Source organism: Piscinibacter sp. PDB5-1, assembly GCF_056676035.1.
Window position 1 is genome coordinate 341,528 of record NZ_JBWVZL010000004.1, and the last position, 18,458, is coordinate 359,985.

The following is an 18,458-nucleotide window of genomic DNA, read 5'->3' on the forward strand; positions in this document are numbered from 1 at the left end:
TCATTCACGCGTGTACTTGTCGGCGCCCTCTTGTGCGTCGTCGCGGTCCAGCCGTTCGATCAAGGGGTCGGGGGACGGCGCGGCGGCGTCTTCGTCCTCGTCAAAGCCCATGGGTGGCGCGACGACCGGCTCGGGCGGCGGCCGGCGCGGGCGCGGCGTGAGCCGGTGCACCGCATAGGCCGGCAGCAGCGCGACGAGGCCGGCCAGGTACAGCAGGCCGCCCACCGCGTTGGCCTGCCACAGCGCACCGGCCAGGCGCACGCCGAGCACCGCGAGGATCAGCACCCACAGCGAGCCGTAGACCCACGCCCAGCCGCCCCCGCGCGCCACGATCACCGGGAAGATCACCGCGCCGGCCACCCACCATGCGAGCGGCAGGCCCGGCGAGACCCAGCGCGCCAGCTGGAAGGCCAGCCCGAAGCCGAGCGACAGAAAAGCCACGAGGCCGAGCCCGCGCGCCACCCGCGGCAGCTCTTCGCGCGCCACGCACAGCAGCGCGACGATCAGCAGCACCGGCCCGCCGAGGGCGGCCACCCAGCCGGGCAGGTCGCCCAGGCTGCGCACCCACGACATCAGCAGCGCCATGCCGCGCCGGGTTTATTTCGCCGGTGCGCTCGCCGCGGCCACCGGCGCGGCCGGGGCCGACGCGGCGGCCGCCTGCACCGGCGCCACGTCGCACGCGCGCGCCGCCGAGATGCCCTTCAAGAACGAGCGCCGCACCGTGCCGGCGGCAATCGCTGCAGCCACCTCGCGCGAGTAACGCTCGGCGCCGGTCAGCTTGCGCACCCAGCCGCGGAAGGGGATCACCCCTTCGGCCGTGCGCCGCACCGCGCCGACGGCCGCGTCGCCGACCGCCGTGCCGCCGCGTTCGATCAGGCTCGGGTTGTTGGCGCCGGGCGGCGTGTCGAGGTCGGCCCCCAGCACCTCGTCGAGCGCGCGCACATCGGCCTTGAGGGCCGCGCAGTCCTTGCCGACCGGCATCGCATAGGGCTCGCGCTTGGCCTCGACCAGCGCCGGCGGAATCGGCGCATTCACGAGATTCAGGTCGTTCAGCGGCGTCATCGCCGCCCCGGTCACCTTCGCCGGCTCGGGCGCGGCGGCACAAGCGGTGAGCAGCAGCAGGGGGGCGCTAAGGGCAAGACAGGGCAGGCGCATGGGGAAGCTCAAGCGTGGAGGTCGGGCGAGGATACGCGTCCGCCTGGCGCTTGAAGCGCGAACAGCTCCCTGCTGTCATAGGACGGAGCGATTCGCGCCCTCCACCGACTGACCGAGAAACACCGATGAAGAACCGCATCACCCTGATCACCCTCGGCGTGGATGACCTCGACCGTGCCCTGCGCTTCTACCGCGACGGCCTGGGGCTGGCGAGCGAGGGCATCGTCGGTCGGCAGTTCACGCACGGGGCGGTGGCCTTCTTCGACCTGCAACCGGGGCTGAAGCTCGCGCTGTGGCCGCGCGCGAGCCTGGCGCACGACACGGGCCTGCCGGTCAGCGCGCCCAGCCCGACCGACATGGCGCTGGCGCACAACGTGGCCTCGAAGGCCGAGGTCGATGCCGTGATGGCGCAGGCACAACGGGCCGGGGCCACGCTCGTGAAGCCGGCCGGCGACACCTTCTACGGCGGCTATGCGGGCTACTTTCAAGACCCCGACCAGCACCTGTGGGAGGTCGCATGGAACCCCCAGTTGCTGCCGCCCGACGACGGGGCCGCTTCAGGCGATTGATCGCCCCACGGCGGCGAAACACAGGCGTATGCTGGCCCGCACCGGCACGGCGGACTGGCATCGGGCTTGCGTTCCTCGGCGCCACGACAGGAGACGCGGATGACGACGAGCGAACCGAAGGCTGCGAAACACATCCGCCTGACCTCGCACCCGGGGCAGCAGGGGGCGGGCGGCGCGCCACCAATCCGCTGGGGTGCGCCCACGGCCGCCGAGCGCGGGCCGGTGGTCGGCACCACCACGAACCGCAGCCACCGCAACGTGATCGGCACGCACAGCGGCAGCTACGGGGTCTACCGCGCGCTGGCGGTCGCCGCCGGCAACCTGGTCAAGGGCCACAAGGCCGACCTGACCAACACCGCGCCGACAGACCCCAACGGCCCGCACCCGCAGTGGGGCGAGCCCGACAAGATCGTCTCGCTCGACCCCTGGGGCGCTTCGGTGGCCGACGTGTTCTCGGCCTACATCGAAGCGGGCATCGACGTGCGGCCGACCATCGCGGTGACCAAGGCGCACATCGACCTGCCCGAGATCCGCCACGCGATGGCGTTTCAGCGGCTGATCCCCGACAACCGCGTGCTGCTCGAAAACGGCTCGGCCGTCGTCACCAAGATGGCGATCGAGCCGGTGTGGTGGCTGCCCGGCGTGGCCCGGCGTTTCAACGTGAGCGAAGCCGAGCTGCGCCGCTGCCTGTTCGAAGAAACCGGCGGCATGTACCCCGAGCTGGTGACGCGCAGCGACCTCGAAGTCTTCCTGCCACCCATCGGCGGACAGACGCTCTACATCTTCGGCGACCCGAAGAAGCTGGCCGACCCCACGGTGACGCTGACCGCACGCGTGCACGACGAGTGCAACGGGTCCGACGTGTTCGGCTCCGACATCTGCACCTGCCGGCCCTACCTCACGCACGCGATCGAAGAGTGCATCAAGGGCGCGCAGGTCGGCGGCGTGGGGCTGATCGCCTACAGCCGCAAAGAGGGCCGCGCGCTGGGCGAGGTCACGAAGTTCCTGGTCTACAACGCACGCAAGCGGCAGGTCGGCGGCGACAGCGCCGACAAGTACTTCTTGCGCACCGAGTGCGTGGCCGGCGTGCAGGACATGCGGTTTCAAGAGCTGATGCCCGACGTGCTGCACTGGCTGGGCATCCGCAAGATTCACCGCCTGGTGAGCATGAGCAACGACAAGTACGACGCCATCACCGGCAGCGGCATCGAAGTGGGCGAGCGGGTGAAGATTCCCGACGAGCTGATCCCGGCCGATGCGCGCGTCGAGATCGAGGCCAAGATCGCTGCCGGCTACTTCACCGACGGCAGCGTGCCCGACGAGTCGTCGCTGGCCGCCACCAAGGGGCGCGCGCTGTGAGCGACGCGGCCGCGCTGCTGAAGTCGCCGGCGACGGTGCGCGCGCGCTGCGGCCACCTCTTCGAGGCGGTGCAGGCGGGGCACTCGTCGCACTTCACGCTGGCGCTCGACCGGCTCGACGCGGCGGCGGCGCTGGTCGAGCAGGTGACACGCACGAACCACCCGACGCTGGCCATCCCGTACCACAGCCGCTGGCGGCATTTCGAGGCCGGCGGCATCGACCGCAAGGCGCAGCTCGATGCGCGCCTCGCCGAGCGCCACCACCTCGCGCAGGCCCGCGCCCGCATCGACCTCACGGTCGTCAGCGTGCTGCTCGACGCGGGCGCCGGACCGCAGTGGGCCTATGCCGAAGACGGCCGGCGTTTCGGCCGCTCCGAAGGGCTGGGCGTGGCGAGTTTTCATGCCTTCATGGCGGGCCTGTTCTCGTCGGACCTGGGCGACCCGTGGCGCGTCGATGCGCGCGCGCTGCAGGCGCTCGACACCGCACGGTTGGCCGAGGCGTTTCAGGTGCGCGCCGACAACCCGCTGGTCGGGCTCGAGGGCCGCGCAGCGCTGCTGCGCCGGCTGGGCGACACGATGCGCACGCAGCCCGAGGTCTTCGGCGCCGACGGCCGGCCCGGCGGGTTGCTGGATGCCCTCACCCGCCACGGCCACAACCACCGGCTCGCCGCGCCGCGCGTGTTGCAAGCCCTGCTCGACCACCTGGGCCCGATCTGGATGACCGGCAGCGCCTTGCACGGTGTGCCGCTGGGCGACTGCTGGCCGCACCCGCTGGCCGGCGGCGAAGGCCCGACCGCCGGCTGGGTGCCCTTCCACAAGCTGAGCCAGTGGATGACCTATTCGCTGCTCGAACCCTTCGAGTGGGCCGGCATCACGGTGAGCGAACTCGACGGCCTGACCGGCCTGCCCGAATACCGCAACGGCGGGCTCTTCCTCGACACCGGCGTGATCGTGCCGCGCGACGCGGGCTTCGCATCGCAGCGCTACCGGCCGTCGGACGAGTTCATCGTCGAATGGCGCGCGCTGACCGTGGCCTTGCTCGACGCGCTGGCGCCCTTGGTGCGCACGCGCCTGGGCCTGACGGCCGAGCAGATGCCGCTGGCGCGCATCCTCGAAGGCGGCACCTGGGCGGCCGGGCGCGTGCTGGCGCAAGAGCGGCGCGGAGGCCGCCCGCCGGTCGAGATCGAGAGCGACGGGACGGTGTTCTGATGGCCGTCGATGGCGCGTGGGACAAGTCGGCGGCATGCACCGGTCTTTTCACCGCCACGACGCAGAGAGCGCCAAGAACGCAAAGGAATGTTCTGACCGTCGCCCTTCTCTCTTCTTCGCACCCTTGGCTGTTTTCCTTTGCGCCTGGGCGTTGAAAAGACTGCGCGCCCGCGCCGTCGCCCCCTTCGGCTTGCGTTCCAACGAGAGACCTGACCCATGACCACCGTCCACCACGTCACCCACCCGCTGATCCAGCACAAGCTCACGCTGATGCGCGAGAAAGACCGCAGCACCAACAGCTTCCGGCGGCTGCTGGGCGAGATCAGCATGCTGATGGCCTACGAGGTCACGCGCGACATGCCGACGCAGCTGATCGAGATCGAAACCCCGCTGGAGACCATGCGCGCGCCGGTGATCGACGGCAAGAAGACCGTGTTTGTGAGCATCATGCGGGCCGGTGCCGGCTTTCTGGACGGCATGCTCAACGTGGTGCCGGGCGCGCGCATCGGCCACATCGGGCTGTACCGCGACCCGAAGACGCTGGTGGCGGTCGAGTACTACTTCAAGATGCCGCACGACATGCACGAGCGCGACGCCATCGTGCTCGACCCGATGCTGGCCACCGGCAACTCGGCGGTGGCGGCGGTGGACCGGCTGAAAGAGACGAACCCGAAGTCGATCCGCTTCGTGTGCCTGCTGGCCGCGCCCGAGGGGCTGAAGAACTTCCACGAGGCGCACCCCGACGTGCCGGTCTACACCGCCGCCATCGACCGCGGCTTGAACGAACACGGCTACATCGTGCCGGGCCTGGGCGACGCGGGCGACCGCATCTTCGGCACCAAGTGATGCCAGCGCGGCGCTGAACCGAGGCACGCCACCGCCGCACGCCAACACCCTTCGCCCCGGAACAGGCCACCGCCCCGCGCCTGCGGGGTGGTGCCTGCGCATGGGCTCTACTAATGTCCCTCTCGCCGCTGGTGGGGCGGGGTTGGAGGGTCGACATGAAGCTGACATGGGCGGGCCGTGGGCCCTTCAAGGGGTCGTTTGCGCGCGGGGTCGCGGTGATGGTCTTCTGCGGCGGGGCGGGCCTCACCGCCCACGCTCAGACCACGCACTACACCGAGCGGTACCTGAACTCGAATTTCTACGTCCGCACGGCCGACTACGCGGCGACCGACATCGGCCGGGTTCGCGACACCACCGGGGCGGCGCTCGAACACGGCGCGGCGGGCACGGGCACCTGGTCGTTCGGCAACGGCAGCGGGGGCACGGTGATCCGCTCGGAGACCTCGGATGTCTACGCCGCCGCAGACCTGGCGAACGGACAACTGAGGGCGCGCAGCATCCTCGGCATCGGTGCCAACCTGCCCGGCAGCGCGGCCAGCCCGGTCTATGGGCGCAGCGCGCACTCGGCGTCGGCATCGGCTTCTTTTGCCGACACCTTCCACCTCACGTCGGGTGGCCTGCCTTACCTGTGGGACGACGGCGAGCAGTTCCAATTCCAGTTCGCCGTCGATGGCGAAACGAGCCTGGCCGCCGGTCAGGTCGCGCCCGCGGACTCGCAACCTGCACAGAGCTATGCGCGCGTGGGCCTGACGGTCTACCGCGCCGGGCAGGGGCTCTCCAACCTCGATGCGTTCAACCAGCACGCCGAGACGATGGACTGGGGCAACGCCGCCGACGTGGCCGAGTACGAGCGCTTGAACGCCGCCATCGCAGCGGCCACCATCGGCCGGCATTTCTGGGTTCTCGGCGACAGCCTCTTGATGCCCCACTGGCACACCGCCCCCGACGTCACGTTCGCGGCGCTCGATGCGAACGGCGATGCCCTGCTGAACTACAGCTTCGATCCGAGCGGCGATTTCGAATTCGTGCTGTCGCTGGACACGCAGGCCCGCATCGACAGGAGCTACCAGAACATGACGAACAGCATCGACTTCTCCCACACGTTGCGCACGAGCTTCGTCGCACCCGAGGGTGTGCTGGTGTCGTCCGCGTCCGGCAGCTTCCCCGGCACGGCCGCACCGGTGCCCGAGCCCGAGACCTATGCGCTGATGCTGGGCGGCCTGGGGCTCGTGGCCTGGACGGCGCGCCGGCGTGCCCGCACGGCCCCGGCTTCGGGGTGCCCCGCGGCCGCCTGACGGCGCCGCACCGGGTCGCGCCCAAGCCAACGCCCTTCGGGGCGTTTTTCTTTTTGTGATGCCGCGTGACTTGGCCAGGGCATCGCGTGGCGGAATGGCTCTTGCAAGCGACAGAATCGAGCCCGGAGACCCCACGCATGGACCTGCTCGTCACCAACGCCCGACTTCCCGACGGCCGCAGCGGCATCGACCTGCTGGCGCAGGCCGGCCGCATCGCCGCGGTCGGGCCGGGGCTCTCGGCCCCTGCCGGCACCCCCACGCTCGACGCACACGGCGCGCTGCTGAGCCCGCCCTTCGTCGATGCGCACTTCCACATGGACGCGACGCTCAGCCACGGCCTGCCGCGCGTCAACCAGAGCGGCACGCTGCTCGAAGGCATCGCGCTGTGGGGCGAGTTGAAGCCGCAGCTCACGCAAGAGGCGCTGGTCGAACGCGCGCTGCGCTACTGCGACTGGGCGGTGGCCAAGGGGCTGCTGGCGATCCGCACGCACGTCGATGTGTGCGACGACCGGCTGCTGGCGGTCGAAGCGCTGCTGCATGTGAAGCAACAGGTGAAGCCTTACCTCGACCTGCAGCTGGTGGCCTTTCCGCAAGACGGGTTGCTGCGTTCACCCACGGCCTTGGCCAACCTGAAGCGTGCGCTCGACCGGGGCGTCGACGTGGTCGGCGGCATTCCACACTTTGAACGCACCATGGCCGACGGCGCCGAGAGCGTGCGCCTCTTGTGCGAACTGGCGGCCGAGCGCGGCCTGCGCGTGGACATGCACTGCGACGAGAGCGACGACCCGCTCAGCCGCCACATCGAGACGCTGGCCTTCCACACGCAGCGGCTCGGCCTGCACGGGCGCGTCACCGGCTCGCACCTCACGTCCATGCACTCGATGGACAACTACTACGTGAGCAAGCTGATTCCGCTCATTGCTGAAGCCCAGGTGCACGCGGTGGCCAACCCGCTGATCAACATCACGCTACAGGGCCGGCACGACAGCTACCCCAAGCGGCGTGGCATGACGCGCGTGCCCGAGCTGATGGCGGCCGGCGTCAACGTCGCCTTCGGCCACGACTGCGTGATGGACCCGTGGTACTCACTGGGCTCGGGCGACATGCTCGAAGCCGCGCACATGGGGCTGCACGTGGCGCAGATGACGTCTCAGTCGCAGATGCGCGCCTGCTTCGAGGCCGTCACCGCCAACGGCGCGAAGGTGCTGGGGCTCGACGGCTACGGCCTCGACGTGGGCTGCCACGCCGACTTCGTGTTGCTGCAGGCGCGCGACGCGGTCGAGGCGATCCGCCTGCGGGCGACGCGGCTCGCCGTGGTGCGGCGCGCCCGGGTCGTGGCGCAAACGCCGCCGGCCACCGCCTCGCTGCAGTTGCCGGGCCGGCCGGCGGCGGTCGATTGGACGCTTGCGCGCTGACTGAGCGGCGCGGTCGGGCGACGCGGATTACCAGCCCACGTCCATGCTGAACAGGCTGCTGAGCGCACGCGGGCTCGCCTGGTTGCGCGATTGCAGCACCAGTTCGTCAATCTCGGTCCGTGCAACGAGGCTGATCGACTCCAGCCGCAGGCGCGTCATCGCCACCCGCGCGAACGGCCAGTAGAGCCCGGCCGTCAGCAGCAGCAGCACGCTGTTCTTCAACGTGAGCAGCAGCACCGCGCGGTAGCGCAACTCGCTCTTGAAGCGCAATTGCGAGTTGCCGGTGTGCGACCACAGCAGGTTCTGCACGCGCGATGCGAGGTAAGGGCCCGGCACCAGGTACAGCACGGCCAGCAGCACGGCGCAGCCCGCCAGCCACGGCAGGTAGGGCGGCCAGGCGTCGAGCACTTCGAGCGGCAAGGCGCCGGTCGCCGCCAGCGACCACAGGGCGACCAGGCCGGGCACCAGCAGCGCCGCCAGCAGCAATGCGGCGATGCCGACGATGGCGTACAGGGCGCTCACGCTCGCGCGCAGCTCGAAGCGCAGGGCGCCGTAGGCGACGTGGTCGTGCCGCAGGCGCTGGAGTTGCCAGACCGCCCACGGCGCCGCCAGCAGGCTGGCCACACCGACCACCGCGACAGTCGAGAGGTACCAGCCCGGCAAGGCCTGCCCGGGCGGCACACCGAGTTGCGCACCGGCGATGACGAGGGCCGGCACGAACATCGGCAGCAGCACGTTGTAGCTGTCGCCCGAGCGGCCGTCGAAGCGCAGGCGCTGCCCGCGCCAGCTCAGGTTCGACACGCGAAAGCGCAGCGCCGAATGCTGCAGCACCGGCCACACGCCGGCGGCGATCAGCAAGGACACCAGGCCCGTGACCGGCGAGAAGTAGGCCGACACCGCCAGAAAGGCGACCAGGCCCCCTGCCAGCAGCCGGCCGAGCAGCATCTTGTGGGGCGCGCCATGGAAGTCGAACGCGTGGCCGTCGATCAGCGTGTGGCGGCAGAAGTAGCGCAGGCGCCGCGCCTTCGCCCAGGGGTGGAAGAGGCCCGCGCTCAACAGGGTCAGCAACAGGTTGACGATCCACACCCCGAAATAGCCCAGGCCCGAGGCGCTGAAACGCAGGGGCACGTGGTGGCGCGTGGGGGCCTCCTGGCCGGCATCGGGCGCCAGGCCGAAGGCGTTGACCATGCCCACCACATGGCGGCTGTCCACCGCATGGGCATGCGCGCGCGGGCGCTCGGCCGAGGGCTGCAAGAGCACCGTGTCGGCAAAGGCATTGGCGAGTGAAAGGGGTTCGGCCGACTGGCCCTTGATGGCCAGCGTCGAGCGCTGCTGCATGCTGTCTGTCTCGCGCCGTCGAGCTTGGCTGAACCTTGTTTGGCGCGCTCCCTGCTTAAAACTCTACCACCCGAGATGGGCACGTTTGCCTGGGAAGTGCTTCGATAGAATCGTTTGAAACCAGGGACTTGCAACCACATGAAACTCATCGGCTCGCTCACCAGCCCCTACGTGCGCAAGGTGCGCATCGTGCTGGCGGAAAAGAAGCTCGACTACCAGCTCGAACTCGAAGATGTCTGGAAGAGCGACGCGATCCTGAAGTCCAACCCGCTCGGCAAGGTGCCTTGCCTGGTGATGGAAGGCGACGAGGCGGTGTTCGATTCGCGCGTGATCGTCGAGTACCTCGACACGCGCTCGCCGGTGAGCAAGCTGATCCCCGAGACCGGGCGCGAGCGCACCGAGGTGCGCACTTGGGAGGCCCTGGCCGATGGCGTGCTCGACGCGGCCGTTCTGGCCCGCCTCGAACACACCTTCTCGGGACGCACCGAGGCGCAGCGCAGCGCCGCCTGGGTCAGCCGGCAGATGGACAAGGTGCAGGCCTCGCTGGCCGCCATGAGCCGGGGGCTGGGTGACAAGCCGTGGTGCGCGGGCAACCATTTCACGCTGGCCGACATCGCCGCCGGCTGCGCGCTCGGGTACCTCGATCTGCGCTTCCCCGAAGTCACATGGCGCGAGGGTTACCCCAACCTCGCCCGGCTGCAGGCCAAGCTGGTGCAGCGCCAAAGCTTCATCGACACGGCACCTCCTGCAACGGCCTGAGCCATCCGCCAGCACCATGCAAAAGGCACCCCGCGGGGTGCCTTTGTTTTGCCGGTGGCGCGGGTCAGGCCAGCGCCAGCGAGAGGTGGCTGGCGCGCCGTTCGAACTGCAGCTTGTTGACCACGCGGCGGATGCCGCAGGCGATGCTGTGCACGCTCTTGTGCCACTGGCGCGCGATTTCATCGATCAGGTAGCCGCGTGCGAGCCACTGCAAGATTTCGCGTTCGATGGGCGTGAGCCGCAGGCTGTCGAAGGCTTCGGTCGCGGTGTCGTAGCGCGGCGCCGGTGCGTCGAAGTGGGACAGCACCTCGCGGGCGATGGTCGGCGAGATGGCCGATTCGCCCCGGGTCAGCTGCTGCAGCGTCTCGATCAGCAGGTCGAGCGAGCGAGCATGCACCCAGTAGCCGTCGGCCCCGTCGCGCAGGGCTTCGAGCAGCAGGGCGTCGTCGTGCGACAGCACGGTCGCCAGCACGTGCGGGCGTTGGCCAGGGCCTTGTTCACGCAGTTCGTCGAGCAAGGTGCCGACCTCGCCGTCTTGCACCCGCAGGTCGGTCATCAGCACGTCGGGTCGGTGACGGGCCAGCAGGTGTCTCGCTTCGGCGATCGTGTTCACGTCGGCGATGACGCTGAACTTCCTCGACGCCTGGATGCGGGCCGCCAGCTTGGGGCTGGCTTCATGGTCACGCTGCAACAGAAGGATGCTCGGCATGGGGGACCGGTCGGTGACGGGGTGTCATCGATTGTTCATCTGCCCCTGGCAGCGACCATCCCCGCAAACCCGGGTGGTGCCCCGCGATCAAGGGGTTGGGGATGGCACGCTGGCAAAACTGCTGGCAGAGGCCATGGGCCAGTAGAGCTTGAAGACGTTGAACGGCAGCTCGCCCTGCAGCAGCGTCCCGGGCTTCACGAAGGACAGCAGGTTCGCCAGCAGCTTCACCTCGTGGTCGCTGCAGCGCCGCACGATGTGCGAGGCGGTGATGCCAGAAGGGTCGTTCAGGCCGGCCGCCTGCACCATCTCTTTCAGCGCATGCAGGGTGTTCTGGTGGTAGCGGTAGACGCGCTCGGCCTTGTTGGGCACGACCAGGGCGCGCGAGCGCTGCGGGTCTTGCGTGCTGACGCCGGTCGGGCAGTGCCCAGTGTGGCAGGCCTGGGCCTGGATGCAGCCGAGCGCGAACATGAAGCCGCGCGCCGAGTTGCACCAGTCGGCGCCGAGCGCCAGCATGCGCGCGATGTCGAAGGCGCTGATGACCTTGCCGGCGCAGCCGAGCTTGATCTTGTCGCGCAGGTTCAGGCCGACGAGCGTGTTGTGGACGAGCAGCAGGCCTTCCTGCAGCGGGGCGCCCACGTGGTCGGTGAATTCGAGCGGCGAGGCCCCGGTGCCGCCCTCGCCGCCATCGACCACGATGAAGTCGGGCACGAGGCCGGTCTCGAGCATGGCCTTGGCCATCGCGAACCATTCCCAGGGGTGGCCGATGCACAGCTTGAAGCCGACCGGCTTGCCGCCCGACAGCTCGCGCAGGTGGTCGATGAACTGCAGCATCTCGATGGGCGTGCCAAACGCGCTGTGGCTGGCCGGCGAGATGCAATCGACGCCCACCGGCACGCCGCGTGCCGCCGCGATCTCGGGCGTCACCTTCGGGCCGGGCAGCACGCCGCCATGGCCGGGCTTGGCGCCCTGGCTCAGCTTCAGCTCGATCATCTTGACCTGCGGGTCGCGAGCGTTCTCGGCGAAGCGTTCTTCGTTGAAGCTGCCATCGGGGTTGCGACAGCCGAAGTAGCCAGAGCCGATCTCCCAGATCAGGTCGCCGCCGTGCTTGCGGTGGTAGGCGCTGATCGAACCCTCGCCAGTGTCGTGCGCAAAGCCGCCGCGCTTCGCGCCGCTGTTGAGGGCCTCGATGGCGGGGGCCGACAGCGCGCCGAAGCTCATCGCCGAGACGTTGAAGATGCTGGCCGAGTAGGGCTGCGCCCGGCCCGCGCCGATGGTCACGCGGAAGTCATGTGTGGGCAGCTGGGTCGGCTGCATCGAATGGTTGATCCACTCGTAGCCGGGCAGGCGCACGTCCATCTGCGTGCCGAAGGGGCGCTTGTCTGGGGCGCCCTTGGCGCGCTGGTACACGAGCGAGCGTTGCTGACGCGAAAAAGGCGCGGCCTCGTTGTCGCTCTCGATGAAGTACTGCCGCATCTCGGGGCGGATGAACTCCAGCAGGAAACGCGCGTGGCCGATCACCGGGTAGTTGCGCAGGATCGAGTGCTGGCGCTGCAGCACGTCGCGCAGGCCGAGGCCGGTGAGCACCGAGAACACGAGCACGGCCCACACGCCCAGGTCGAAGGCCACCCACACGAAGGCGCTCAGCAGCAGGCCCACAGCACAGGCCAGCCACGCCAGGTAGCGCAAGGGCACGTGCTCGTTCAGCCGGGCAAGCCAGGCGGGCATCGCGGTCATGGGGTCTCCTTGGGCGAGCGGACGGGGGGGCGCGCCGATGGTAGTCGCGCCGCACCCCGGTCAGCCGCAGAGCACCGGGGCGTTCCGCCGCCAGATCGGGCCATTGGCAGCGCCCCGCGCAGAGCGACGGGCAGCAAAAAGGCCGCGTTGCCGCGGCCTTCGTGCCTGGTGGAAGCCGGCCCGTCAGTGGGTGCTCGGGTCCTGCTTGACCTGCGGCTGCGTGCTGGTGCCCTTGGGCAACTGGTCGGCGGCACGAGCGCGCTGCAGTTCGCTCTTCACCTCTTCGCGCGAGACGCTCGATGGCGGTTGGCGCTTCTTGGCGTCGGGCACGACCGCGTCGCCCTTGGGGATTTCACCCGCCGCGTCGGCGCGGCGCTGTTCGGCGCGGACCTCGCCCCGCGTGGTCGTGCTCAGCGGCGGATTGCGCTTCACGGCTTCGGGCAGGTCGGTGTCGCCCTTCGGAATTTCGCCGGCGGCTTCGGCGCGGCGTTGTTCGACCTTCACTTCCTGGCGCGTCTTCGGCGCCGCCTCGGGGTCGTTCGCGTAGCTGCTCTGGGCCAGGGAGGGTTGGGTGGCCAGGCCCCCCAGAACAAGAGACGACAGGATCAGCAGGGAGTGCTTCATGGTTTCTTTCCTCGTGGTGGTTGAAACGATGCCAACACGGTCGGCGTTCTGCCGGGTGCTTGCTGCATTGACATGCGAAAGCACATTCGACCAGTGCACCGAGGGGTCGAACAACTCACCGCGCGGCCGTTGTGCTGTGAGGATTGAGGCGCCGCGCTGTAGGACGGCGCCGACCCGCCGCGCCCGATGCTCAGTCGGCCGCTGCGGCTTGCGAGCGCATCAGCGTCCACGACAGCCCGACGCTCGCCGTGGTGCCGCCATTGCGCTTGACGAGCGGGCTGTCGCGGTTGGCCGCGCCAGCCAGCGAGTCCTGCCGCAGGTACACGAAGAAGCGCAGGTCGCGGTACAGCGGGCGCGAAAAGCTCACGGATGCGCGCCACGCCACCAGCCCGGCGCGGGCGTCGTAGGCCGGGCGGGTGGCCGTGGCTTCGTTCGGCGCAACGCCATAGAACAGGTCGTTGAGCTTGCGGGTGCCCCACATCGCGCCGAGCGAGGTCGAGACCACCCAGCGCGCCGGCAACCGGTGGCTTGTCACCCAGGCCGGCTCGAAGGCAATGCCGCGGGGCTGCAGGTCGTCGTTGAGGTCGAACACGCCGCGCAGCGGCAGCTCGATGCGCGAGCTGCCGGGGCCGTCGGCCACGTCGCTGAGGTTGATCTTCATCTGCGGGCCAGCCTCGACCAGCATGCCGATGTCGGCCATGCCCCGCCGCGCGGCCACGTTGTCGGCGCTGGAGCCGAGCGAGGCGGCGAAGCCCACGTCCAGCTCGAAGCGGGCGGTCTTCACCGCGCGCAGGCCGACACCACTGCGGTCGGTGCGCAGCACTTCGCCGCGGTAGATGAAGTACGGCAGCACCAGGGCGCGGCTGGTGCGCGTCTCGGCGCCCGGGTAGGCGGGCTGGGCGGCCGCGAAGCCGACGGTGCCGATTTCCCAGCGCGAAAGCGGGGGCCGTGCCTCGGGCGGTGGCACGGCGGTGGGGGCCGAGGCCGATGCGGCAGTCGGCGTGACGGTGAGGTCGAGCGGCGGCAGCGGCGCGTCTTGCGCATGCGCCCCGAGCGGGGCGACGAGGGTGGCGGCGAACGCCAGGTGCAGCGCGAGCGTCAGGCGGGGGCAGGGACGGTTCATGCGCCAAGGTTAGCGGCAGCGCGCGGACTGCGGCTTTCACGGGCCTTGCGGCGGGTCGCGCTGGCTATACTCCGCCACAGCGCTGATTTGTTCCGGCTTGCGGGCGCTTAAAAAATGCAGCTAAAGAGACGCGGAGTGACACCCGGCCTCTTCAACGATCGCCGGGTTTTTTGTTGTCTGCGAAACCACCATGTCTTCAACTGCGGTGGGCCACGTGCGGGCCCAGGCCAAACGGTTCGATGAACCGCTGCCGCTGCAAAGCGGCGCCGTGCTGCCCGGCTACACGCTGGCCTACGAGACCTACGGCACGCTCAACGCCGACAAGTCCAACGCCGTGCTGGTGTGCCATGCGCTGAACGCGTCGCACCACGTCGCCGGCACCTACGAAGGCATCGACAAGAGCGAAGGCTGGTGGGACAACCTCGTCGGCCCCGGCAAGCCGCTCGACACGAACCGCTTCTTCGTCATCGGTGTCAACAACCTGGGCTCGTGCTTCGGCTCGACCGGCCCGATGCACACCAACCCGGCGACCGGCAAGGTCTACGGCGCCGACTTTCCGGTGGTCACGGTCGAAGACTGGGTCGATGCGCAGGCCCGCCTGATGACGGCCCTGGGCATCGAGCAACTGGCGGCGGTGCTGGGCGGCAGCCTCGGCGGCATGCAGGCGCTGAGCTGGGCACTGCGCTACCCCGATCGGCTGCGCCACTGCATCGCGATCGCCACCGCGCCCAACCTGTCGGCGCAGAACATCGCCTTCAACGAGGTGGCGCGCCGCGCCATCGTCACCGACCCCGACTTCCACGGCGGCCACTTCTACGAACACGGCGTGGTGCCCGGACGCGGCCTGCGCGTGGCGCGCATGGTCGGCCACATCACCTACCTGAGCGACGACGCGATGGAGGCCAAGTTCGGCCGCGAGATGAAGGCCCGCGCGGGCCAGCAGGGCCCGGCCTACAGCACGCAGGACATCGAGTTCGAGATCGAGAGCTACCTGCGCTACCAGGGCGACAAGTTCAGCGAGTACTTCGACGCCAACACCTACCTGCTGATCACCCGCGCGCTCGATTACTTCGACCCGGCGCGCGCGCACGGCGGCGACCTGACGGCGGCCTTCGCGGCGGCGCGCTGCAAGTTCCACCTGGTGAGCTTCACCACCGACTGGCGCTTCTCGCCGGCCCGCTCGCGCGAGATCGTCAAGGCGCTGGTGGACAACCGGCTCGACGTGAGCTACGCCGAGATCGACGCGCCGCACGGGCACGACGCCTTCCTGCTCGACGACGCGCGCTACCACGCGCTGCTGCGCGAGCGCTTCGCCCTCATCGCCAACGAACCCGTCGCGCAGCGGACGGCGCTCAAGGGGGTGGCCGTATGAGCGACCGAGCGCCGGGCCGCCCCAAGCCGATCGCCATCCCCTCGGGGGATCGGCCGGTGTACGCACCAGACGAGGGGCTCACACCATGAGTGATCGCAAAGACATGGAGCTGATCGCCGAGCTGGTGCCGCCCGGTTCGCGCGTGCTCGACCTCGGCTGCGGCAACGGCGAGCTGCTGGCGCACCTGCGCGACCACCGCCAGTGCACCGGCTACGGCATCGAGATCGACGATGCGAACGTGCTGGCCTGCACGCGGCGCGGGGTCAACGTGATCCAGCTCAACCTCGAAGACGGGCTGTCGATGTTCGAAGACCAGAGCTTCGACATCGTGCTGCAGCTCGACACGCTGCAACACCTGCGCAACACCGAACGCATGCTGCGCGAAACCGCCCGCGTGGGCCGCGTCGGCGTCGTGAGCTTTCCGAATTTCGCGCACTGGATGAACCGCGTGCGCGTGATGGGCGGGCGCATGCCGGTGACGCGCGCCCTGCCCTACCAGTGGTACGACACGCCCAACATCCGCGTCGGCACCTATGCCGACTTCGAGGTGCTGGTGCGCAAAGAAGGGCTGCGCGTGCTCGACTCGTTCGGCATCCAAGAGGGCCGCGCCCAGCGCCTGATGCCCAACCTGCTGGCCAGCGTCGCCGTCTTCAAGTTCGAGCGGGCCTGAGCGCCCGCTCGCGCGGGGCGGTCAGCCCGCCTTGCCCAGCAGCGCGTCGCGCAACTGCGCGTCGGCCGGGCTCTCGCCGAACCAGATGCTCAGCACCATCGAGAAGAACTCGTCGTCGCCCACCGGCGCGCCCTGCGGCTGGCCGGCGATGTAGAAGGTCGTGCCCTTGCCCGGCACGAAGTCCATCGCGAAGGTGTCGCCCGGCACCAGCTTCGAGCGACCCGAGAAGATCTCGATCAGCCGCGTGGTGGACGTGGCGTGCTTGGTCATCTTGTCCTTGGGCGCGTTCTCGCCCATGCCCTTCAGGAACAGCCGGCCCAGCTCGGTGCCGGGCAACTCGCGCAGCGCGGTGAACTGCAGCCGCTTCGGGCCTCCCAGGGCCATCAACTCGGGCACGGTGCCGACCTTGCGCGTCGTGTACAGGCCCAGGTCGTACACCTTGAAGAGGCCTGCCTTGTAGCGCGTGCCCGCGCCATTGAGCTGCAAGGCGGTGCCGGCCACCTGCGCCTGCGGCTCGAAGCGTGTGCCGGGCGCCGCGCTGGCGGGCAGGGCCGCACCCAGCGCCACGAGGGCGAGGCTGGCGACAACAACACGGCGGCTGACGGCGGCGGGGCGGTGAACGGCGGGCATCGGGAGGTCTCCTTCGGACGATTTTTGGATGGGGGCACAAAGACGACATCATCGCGCCGAATCTGCGTCTCCGGCACATCAAATCCCGCTCGCCTGTGATGCGCGTCTCACCGCCGCCGTGCCGCCACCTGCCTTGCCAGCCCCACGGGCCTTGGGCAGACTGCGCCGCTTCACCACCGGAAGGCCCCATGCGCGACCGCACCCCCCACGACAGCCGGCCCCTGCCAAGGCCCGCACGATGACCGCCCGCCCGGCAGACGCCGCCCTCACCAGCGACGACGGCCTCGCGCTGCACCTGCGCGAATGGCCGGTCAGCGGCACGTCCCGGGGCACCGTGCTGATCGTGCACGGCCTGGGCGAACACATCGGCCGCTATGCCTGGGTCGCGCAGCAACTCAACGACGCCGGCTGGCACGTCGCCGGCCACGACCACCGGGGCCACGGCGGCAGCGACGGCCCGCGCGGCGTGTTGAAGCAGGACGACGACCTGCTGCGCGACCTGGCCCGCGTGATCGACAACGTGCGCCAGCGCCACCCCGGCCCGCTGGTGCTGCTGGGCCACAGCATGGGCGGCCTGGTCGCCGCGCGCTTCGTCGCCAGCGGGCTCGACACCCCGCCGCCCGCATGGCACCGGCCGGTCGATGCGCTGGTGCTCTCGTCGCCCGCGCTCGCCGCCGACACCAGCCCTGTGCAGAAGCTGCTGCTCGCGGTGATCGGCCGGCTCGCGCCCGACCTTGCGGTGAACAACGGCCTGAAGCCCGAATGGGTGTCGCACGACCCCGAAGTCGTCGCCGCTTACGTGGCCGACCCCTGGGTGCACGACCGCATCAGCCCGCGGCTGGGCCGCTTCATCCTCGACGGCGGCGCCCACGTGCGCGGGCTCGCGGCACGCTGGACGGTGCCCACGCTGCTGCTCTACGCGGGCAGCGACCGCTGCGTCGCGCCGCGCGGCAGCGCCGAGTTCGCGGCAGCCGCCCCGAAGGCCGTGGCCGAGGTGCACGAGTTCAAGCCGCTGTACCACGAGATCTTCAACGAGCCGGAGCGCGCCGAGGTGATGGCCCGGCTGCTTGACTGGCTCTTGCGCACCGCGCGCTGACCCGCCCGCCATGCGCCGCCGGCTCGCGCTGACCCTGTCGCACCTGCTGGCTCTGGCGGTGGGCCTGGCCCTGGGCTTCGCGCTCGGGGTGTACGCGCTACCACTGCTGATCGCGCCCGCCGGCCCGACGCCGCAGGAGTTGTCCACCCACGCCGCGCAGGCGGTGTACCGCGGCGAGTTCCGCCGCAACCTGAAGGACAGCGATGCCTTGCACTGGGGCGAGGGGCCGGTCTCGGTCGGGCCACGGGCCATCGTGCTCGCCGGCCGGCTCGCGCCGGGGCCCGACTACAAGCTGTACCTGTCGCCCGCGTTCGTCGAAACCGAGGCCGACTTCCTGCGGCTCAAACCGCAGATGCTGCGCGTCGGCGATGTGAAGACCTTCGAGAACTTCGTCGTGTCCCTGCCGGCCGGCGTGGCGCTTGACCGCTACACGACCGTGGTCGTGTGGTGCGAGAGCTTCGGTCAGTTCATCACGGCCGCGCGTTACCGATGAGCACGTTTTCCCCTCTGATGGGCGCTCGCCCGCCCGTCGGCGGGCGCTTAGACTCGCGCCACT

At 69.9% G+C, this 18,458-nt stretch carries 19 protein-coding genes and 1 riboswitch; of the genes, 11 read left to right on the forward strand and 8 right to left on the reverse strand.

Going from position 1 to position 18,458, the window contains the following annotated elements; all coding sequences use genetic code 11:
- Both AC1KAT_RS17830 and AC1KAT_RS17835 read right to left on the reverse strand, forming a co-directional pair.
- Entirely contained in the window at positions 1-585 is a 585-nt protein-coding gene (locus tag AC1KAT_RS17830) for a hypothetical protein (protein WP_480328315.1), read from the reverse strand.
- Between the two features lie 12 nt (positions 586-597).
- Positions 598-1,155 carry a hypothetical protein gene (locus tag AC1KAT_RS17835; protein WP_480328316.1) on the reverse strand — a complete coding sequence of 186 codons (558 nt, stop codon included), beginning with the start codon at positions 1,153-1,155 and terminating at the stop codon, positions 598-600.
- A 125-nt stretch (positions 1,156-1,280) separates the two neighbouring features.
- On the opposite strand from AC1KAT_RS17835, the gene AC1KAT_RS17840 reads away from it, so the two are divergent.
- The 6 genes from AC1KAT_RS17840 (at position 1,281) to AC1KAT_RS17865 (ending at position 7,847) form a co-directional block, all read left to right on the forward strand.
- Positions 1,281-1,724 (forward strand): VOC family protein, encoded by a 444-nt coding sequence (locus tag AC1KAT_RS17840; protein WP_480328317.1) that lies wholly within the window; start codon positions 1,281-1,283, stop codon positions 1,722-1,724.
- Between the two features lie 99 nt (positions 1,725-1,823).
- Positions 1,824-3,083, forward strand: a complete 1,260-nt coding sequence (locus tag AC1KAT_RS17845) for a GTP cyclohydrolase II (RefSeq protein ID WP_480328318.1) — start codon at positions 1,824-1,826, stop codon at positions 3,081-3,083.
- Positions 3,080-4,291, forward strand: a complete 1,212-nt coding sequence (locus tag AC1KAT_RS17850) for a URC4/urg3 family protein (RefSeq protein WP_480328319.1) — start codon at positions 3,080-3,082, stop codon at positions 4,289-4,291. Before AC1KAT_RS17845 ends, AC1KAT_RS17850 begins: the two co-directional genes overlap by 4 nt.
- Before the next feature lie 216 nt (positions 4,292-4,507).
- A complete protein-coding gene (upp, locus tag AC1KAT_RS17855; RefSeq protein ID WP_480328320.1) occupies positions 4,508-5,137 on the forward strand; it encodes a uracil phosphoribosyltransferase in 630 nt (209 codons plus the stop codon).
- Positions 5,138-5,292: 155 nt separating this feature from the next.
- A complete protein-coding gene (locus tag AC1KAT_RS17860) occupies positions 5,293-6,432 on the forward strand; it encodes an FxDxF family PEP-CTERM protein (RefSeq protein WP_480328321.1) in 1,140 nt (379 codons plus the stop codon).
- A 137-nt stretch (positions 6,433-6,569) separates the two neighbouring features.
- The gene (locus tag AC1KAT_RS17865; protein WP_480328322.1) at positions 6,570-7,847 is read left to right on the forward strand and encodes an amidohydrolase family protein; all 1,278 of its coding nucleotides are present in this window, start codon (positions 6,570-6,572) and stop codon (positions 7,845-7,847) included.
- A 27-nt stretch (positions 7,848-7,874) separates the two neighbouring features.
- Here the strand turns inward: AC1KAT_RS17865 and AC1KAT_RS17870 are convergent, their stop codons facing one another.
- Complete coding sequence (locus AC1KAT_RS17870; protein ID WP_480328323.1) at positions 7,875-9,185, reverse strand: YjgN family protein; 1,311 nt, start codon at positions 9,183-9,185, stop codon at positions 7,875-7,877.
- A 138-nt stretch (positions 9,186-9,323) separates the two neighbouring features.
- Between AC1KAT_RS17870 and AC1KAT_RS17875 the strand changes: the two genes are divergently transcribed.
- Positions 9,324-9,944, forward strand: a complete 621-nt coding sequence (locus AC1KAT_RS17875) for a glutathione S-transferase family protein (RefSeq protein ID WP_480328324.1) — start codon at positions 9,324-9,326, stop codon at positions 9,942-9,944.
- Between the two features lie 64 nt (positions 9,945-10,008).
- Here the strand turns inward: AC1KAT_RS17875 and AC1KAT_RS17880 are convergent, their stop codons facing one another.
- The 4 genes from AC1KAT_RS17880 to AC1KAT_RS17895 all read right to left on the reverse strand — a co-directional run bounded on the left by AC1KAT_RS17880 (position 10,009) and on the right by AC1KAT_RS17895 (position 14,134).
- Positions 10,009-10,653 carry a transcriptional regulator gene (locus AC1KAT_RS17880; RefSeq protein WP_480328325.1) on the reverse strand — a complete coding sequence of 215 codons (645 nt, stop codon included), beginning with the start codon at positions 10,651-10,653 and terminating at the stop codon, positions 10,009-10,011.
- Between the two features lie 87 nt (positions 10,654-10,740).
- On the reverse strand, positions 10,741-12,378 hold the full coding sequence (locus AC1KAT_RS17885; RefSeq protein ID WP_480328527.1) for an FMN-binding glutamate synthase family protein: 1,638 nt from the start codon (positions 12,376-12,378) through the stop codon (positions 10,741-10,743).
- 192 nt (positions 12,379-12,570) lie between these two features.
- Complete coding sequence (locus AC1KAT_RS17890) at positions 12,571-13,011, reverse strand: DUF4148 domain-containing protein (protein ID WP_480328326.1); 441 nt, start codon at positions 13,009-13,011, stop codon at positions 12,571-12,573.
- 190 nt (positions 13,012-13,201) lie between these two features.
- Positions 13,202-14,134 carry a MipA/OmpV family protein gene (locus AC1KAT_RS17895; RefSeq protein ID WP_480328327.1) on the reverse strand — a complete coding sequence of 311 codons (933 nt, stop codon included), beginning with the start codon at positions 14,132-14,134 and terminating at the stop codon, positions 13,202-13,204.
- A 69-nt stretch (positions 14,135-14,203) separates the two neighbouring features.
- Positions 14,204-14,279: riboswitch (SAM riboswitch) on the forward strand.
- A 45-nt stretch (positions 14,280-14,324) separates the two neighbouring features.
- Here AC1KAT_RS17895 and metX point away from each other — a divergent pair.
- Positions 14,325-15,506, forward strand: coding sequence for a homoserine O-succinyltransferase MetX (metX, locus tag AC1KAT_RS17900; protein ID WP_480328328.1), 1,182 nt, complete (start codon positions 14,325-14,327; stop codon positions 15,504-15,506).
- Between the two features lie 85 nt (positions 15,507-15,591).
- Positions 15,592-16,176 (forward strand): methionine biosynthesis protein MetW, encoded by a 585-nt coding sequence (metW, locus tag AC1KAT_RS17905; RefSeq protein ID WP_480328329.1) that lies wholly within the window; start codon positions 15,592-15,594, stop codon positions 16,174-16,176.
- Between the two features lie 21 nt (positions 16,177-16,197).
- Here the strand turns inward: metW and AC1KAT_RS17910 are convergent, their stop codons facing one another.
- Positions 16,198-16,806, reverse strand: a complete 609-nt coding sequence (locus AC1KAT_RS17910; protein WP_480328330.1) for a chalcone isomerase family protein — start codon at positions 16,804-16,806, stop codon at positions 16,198-16,200.
- 238 nt (positions 16,807-17,044) lie between these two features.
- On the opposite strand from AC1KAT_RS17910, the gene AC1KAT_RS17915 reads away from it, so the two are divergent.
- Both AC1KAT_RS17915 and AC1KAT_RS17920 read left to right on the forward strand, forming a co-directional pair.
- Entirely contained in the window at positions 17,045-17,902 is an 858-nt protein-coding gene (locus AC1KAT_RS17915) for an alpha/beta hydrolase (protein WP_480328331.1), read from the forward strand.
- Positions 17,903-17,912: 10 nt separating this feature from the next.
- The gene (locus AC1KAT_RS17920; RefSeq protein WP_480328332.1) at positions 17,913-18,395 is read left to right on the forward strand and encodes a DM13 domain-containing protein; all 483 of its coding nucleotides are present in this window, start codon (positions 17,913-17,915) and stop codon (positions 18,393-18,395) included.
- Positions 18,396-18,458 lie beyond the last annotated feature (63 nt).

Excerpts from the sequence above, each read along its gene's own strand:
- AC1KAT_RS17830 (WP_480328315.1), bottom strand. The coding sequence starts at position 585 with ATGGCGCTGCTGATGTCGTGGGTGCGCAGCCTGGGCGACCTGCCCGGC.
- AC1KAT_RS17835 (WP_480328316.1), bottom strand. The coding sequence starts at position 1,155 with ATGCGCCTGCCCTGTCTTGCCCTTAGCGCCCCCCTGCTGCTGCTCACC.
- AC1KAT_RS17840 (WP_480328317.1), top strand. The coding sequence starts at position 1,281 with ATGAAGAACCGCATCACCCTGATCACCCTCGGCGTGGATGACCTCGAC.
- AC1KAT_RS17845 (WP_480328318.1), top strand. The coding sequence starts at position 1,824 with ATGACGACGAGCGAACCGAAGGCTGCGAAACACATCCGCCTGACCTCG.
- upp (WP_480328320.1), top strand. The coding sequence starts at position 4,508 with ATGACCACCGTCCACCACGTCACCCACCCGCTGATCCAGCACAAGCTC.
- AC1KAT_RS17860 (WP_480328321.1), top strand. The coding sequence starts at position 5,293 with ATGAAGCTGACATGGGCGGGCCGTGGGCCCTTCAAGGGGTCGTTTGCG.
- AC1KAT_RS17865 (WP_480328322.1), top strand. The coding sequence starts at position 6,570 with ATGGACCTGCTCGTCACCAACGCCCGACTTCCCGACGGCCGCAGCGGC.
- AC1KAT_RS17870 (WP_480328323.1), bottom strand. The coding sequence starts at position 9,185 with ATGCAGCAGCGCTCGACGCTGGCCATCAAGGGCCAGTCGGCCGAACCC.
- AC1KAT_RS17875 (WP_480328324.1), top strand. The coding sequence starts at position 9,324 with ATGAAACTCATCGGCTCGCTCACCAGCCCCTACGTGCGCAAGGTGCGC.
- AC1KAT_RS17880 (WP_480328325.1), bottom strand. The coding sequence starts at position 10,653 with ATGCCGAGCATCCTTCTGTTGCAGCGTGACCATGAAGCCAGCCCCAAG.
- AC1KAT_RS17885 (WP_480328527.1), bottom strand. The coding sequence starts at position 12,378 with ATGCCCGCCTGGCTTGCCCGGCTGAACGAGCACGTGCCCTTGCGCTAC.
- AC1KAT_RS17890 (WP_480328326.1), bottom strand. The coding sequence starts at position 13,011 with ATGAAGCACTCCCTGCTGATCCTGTCGTCTCTTGTTCTGGGGGGCCTG.
- AC1KAT_RS17895 (WP_480328327.1), bottom strand. The coding sequence starts at position 14,134 with ATGAACCGTCCCTGCCCCCGCCTGACGCTCGCGCTGCACCTGGCGTTC.
- metX (WP_480328328.1), top strand. The coding sequence starts at position 14,325 with ATGTCTTCAACTGCGGTGGGCCACGTGCGGGCCCAGGCCAAACGGTTC.
- metW (WP_480328329.1), top strand. The coding sequence starts at position 15,592 with ATGAGTGATCGCAAAGACATGGAGCTGATCGCCGAGCTGGTGCCGCCC.
- AC1KAT_RS17910 (WP_480328330.1), bottom strand. The coding sequence starts at position 16,806 with ATGCCCGCCGTTCACCGCCCCGCCGCCGTCAGCCGCCGTGTTGTTGTC.
- AC1KAT_RS17915 (WP_480328331.1), top strand. The coding sequence starts at position 17,045 with ATGACCGCCCGCCCGGCAGACGCCGCCCTCACCAGCGACGACGGCCTC.
- AC1KAT_RS17920 (WP_480328332.1), top strand. The coding sequence starts at position 17,913 with ATGCGCCGCCGGCTCGCGCTGACCCTGTCGCACCTGCTGGCTCTGGCG.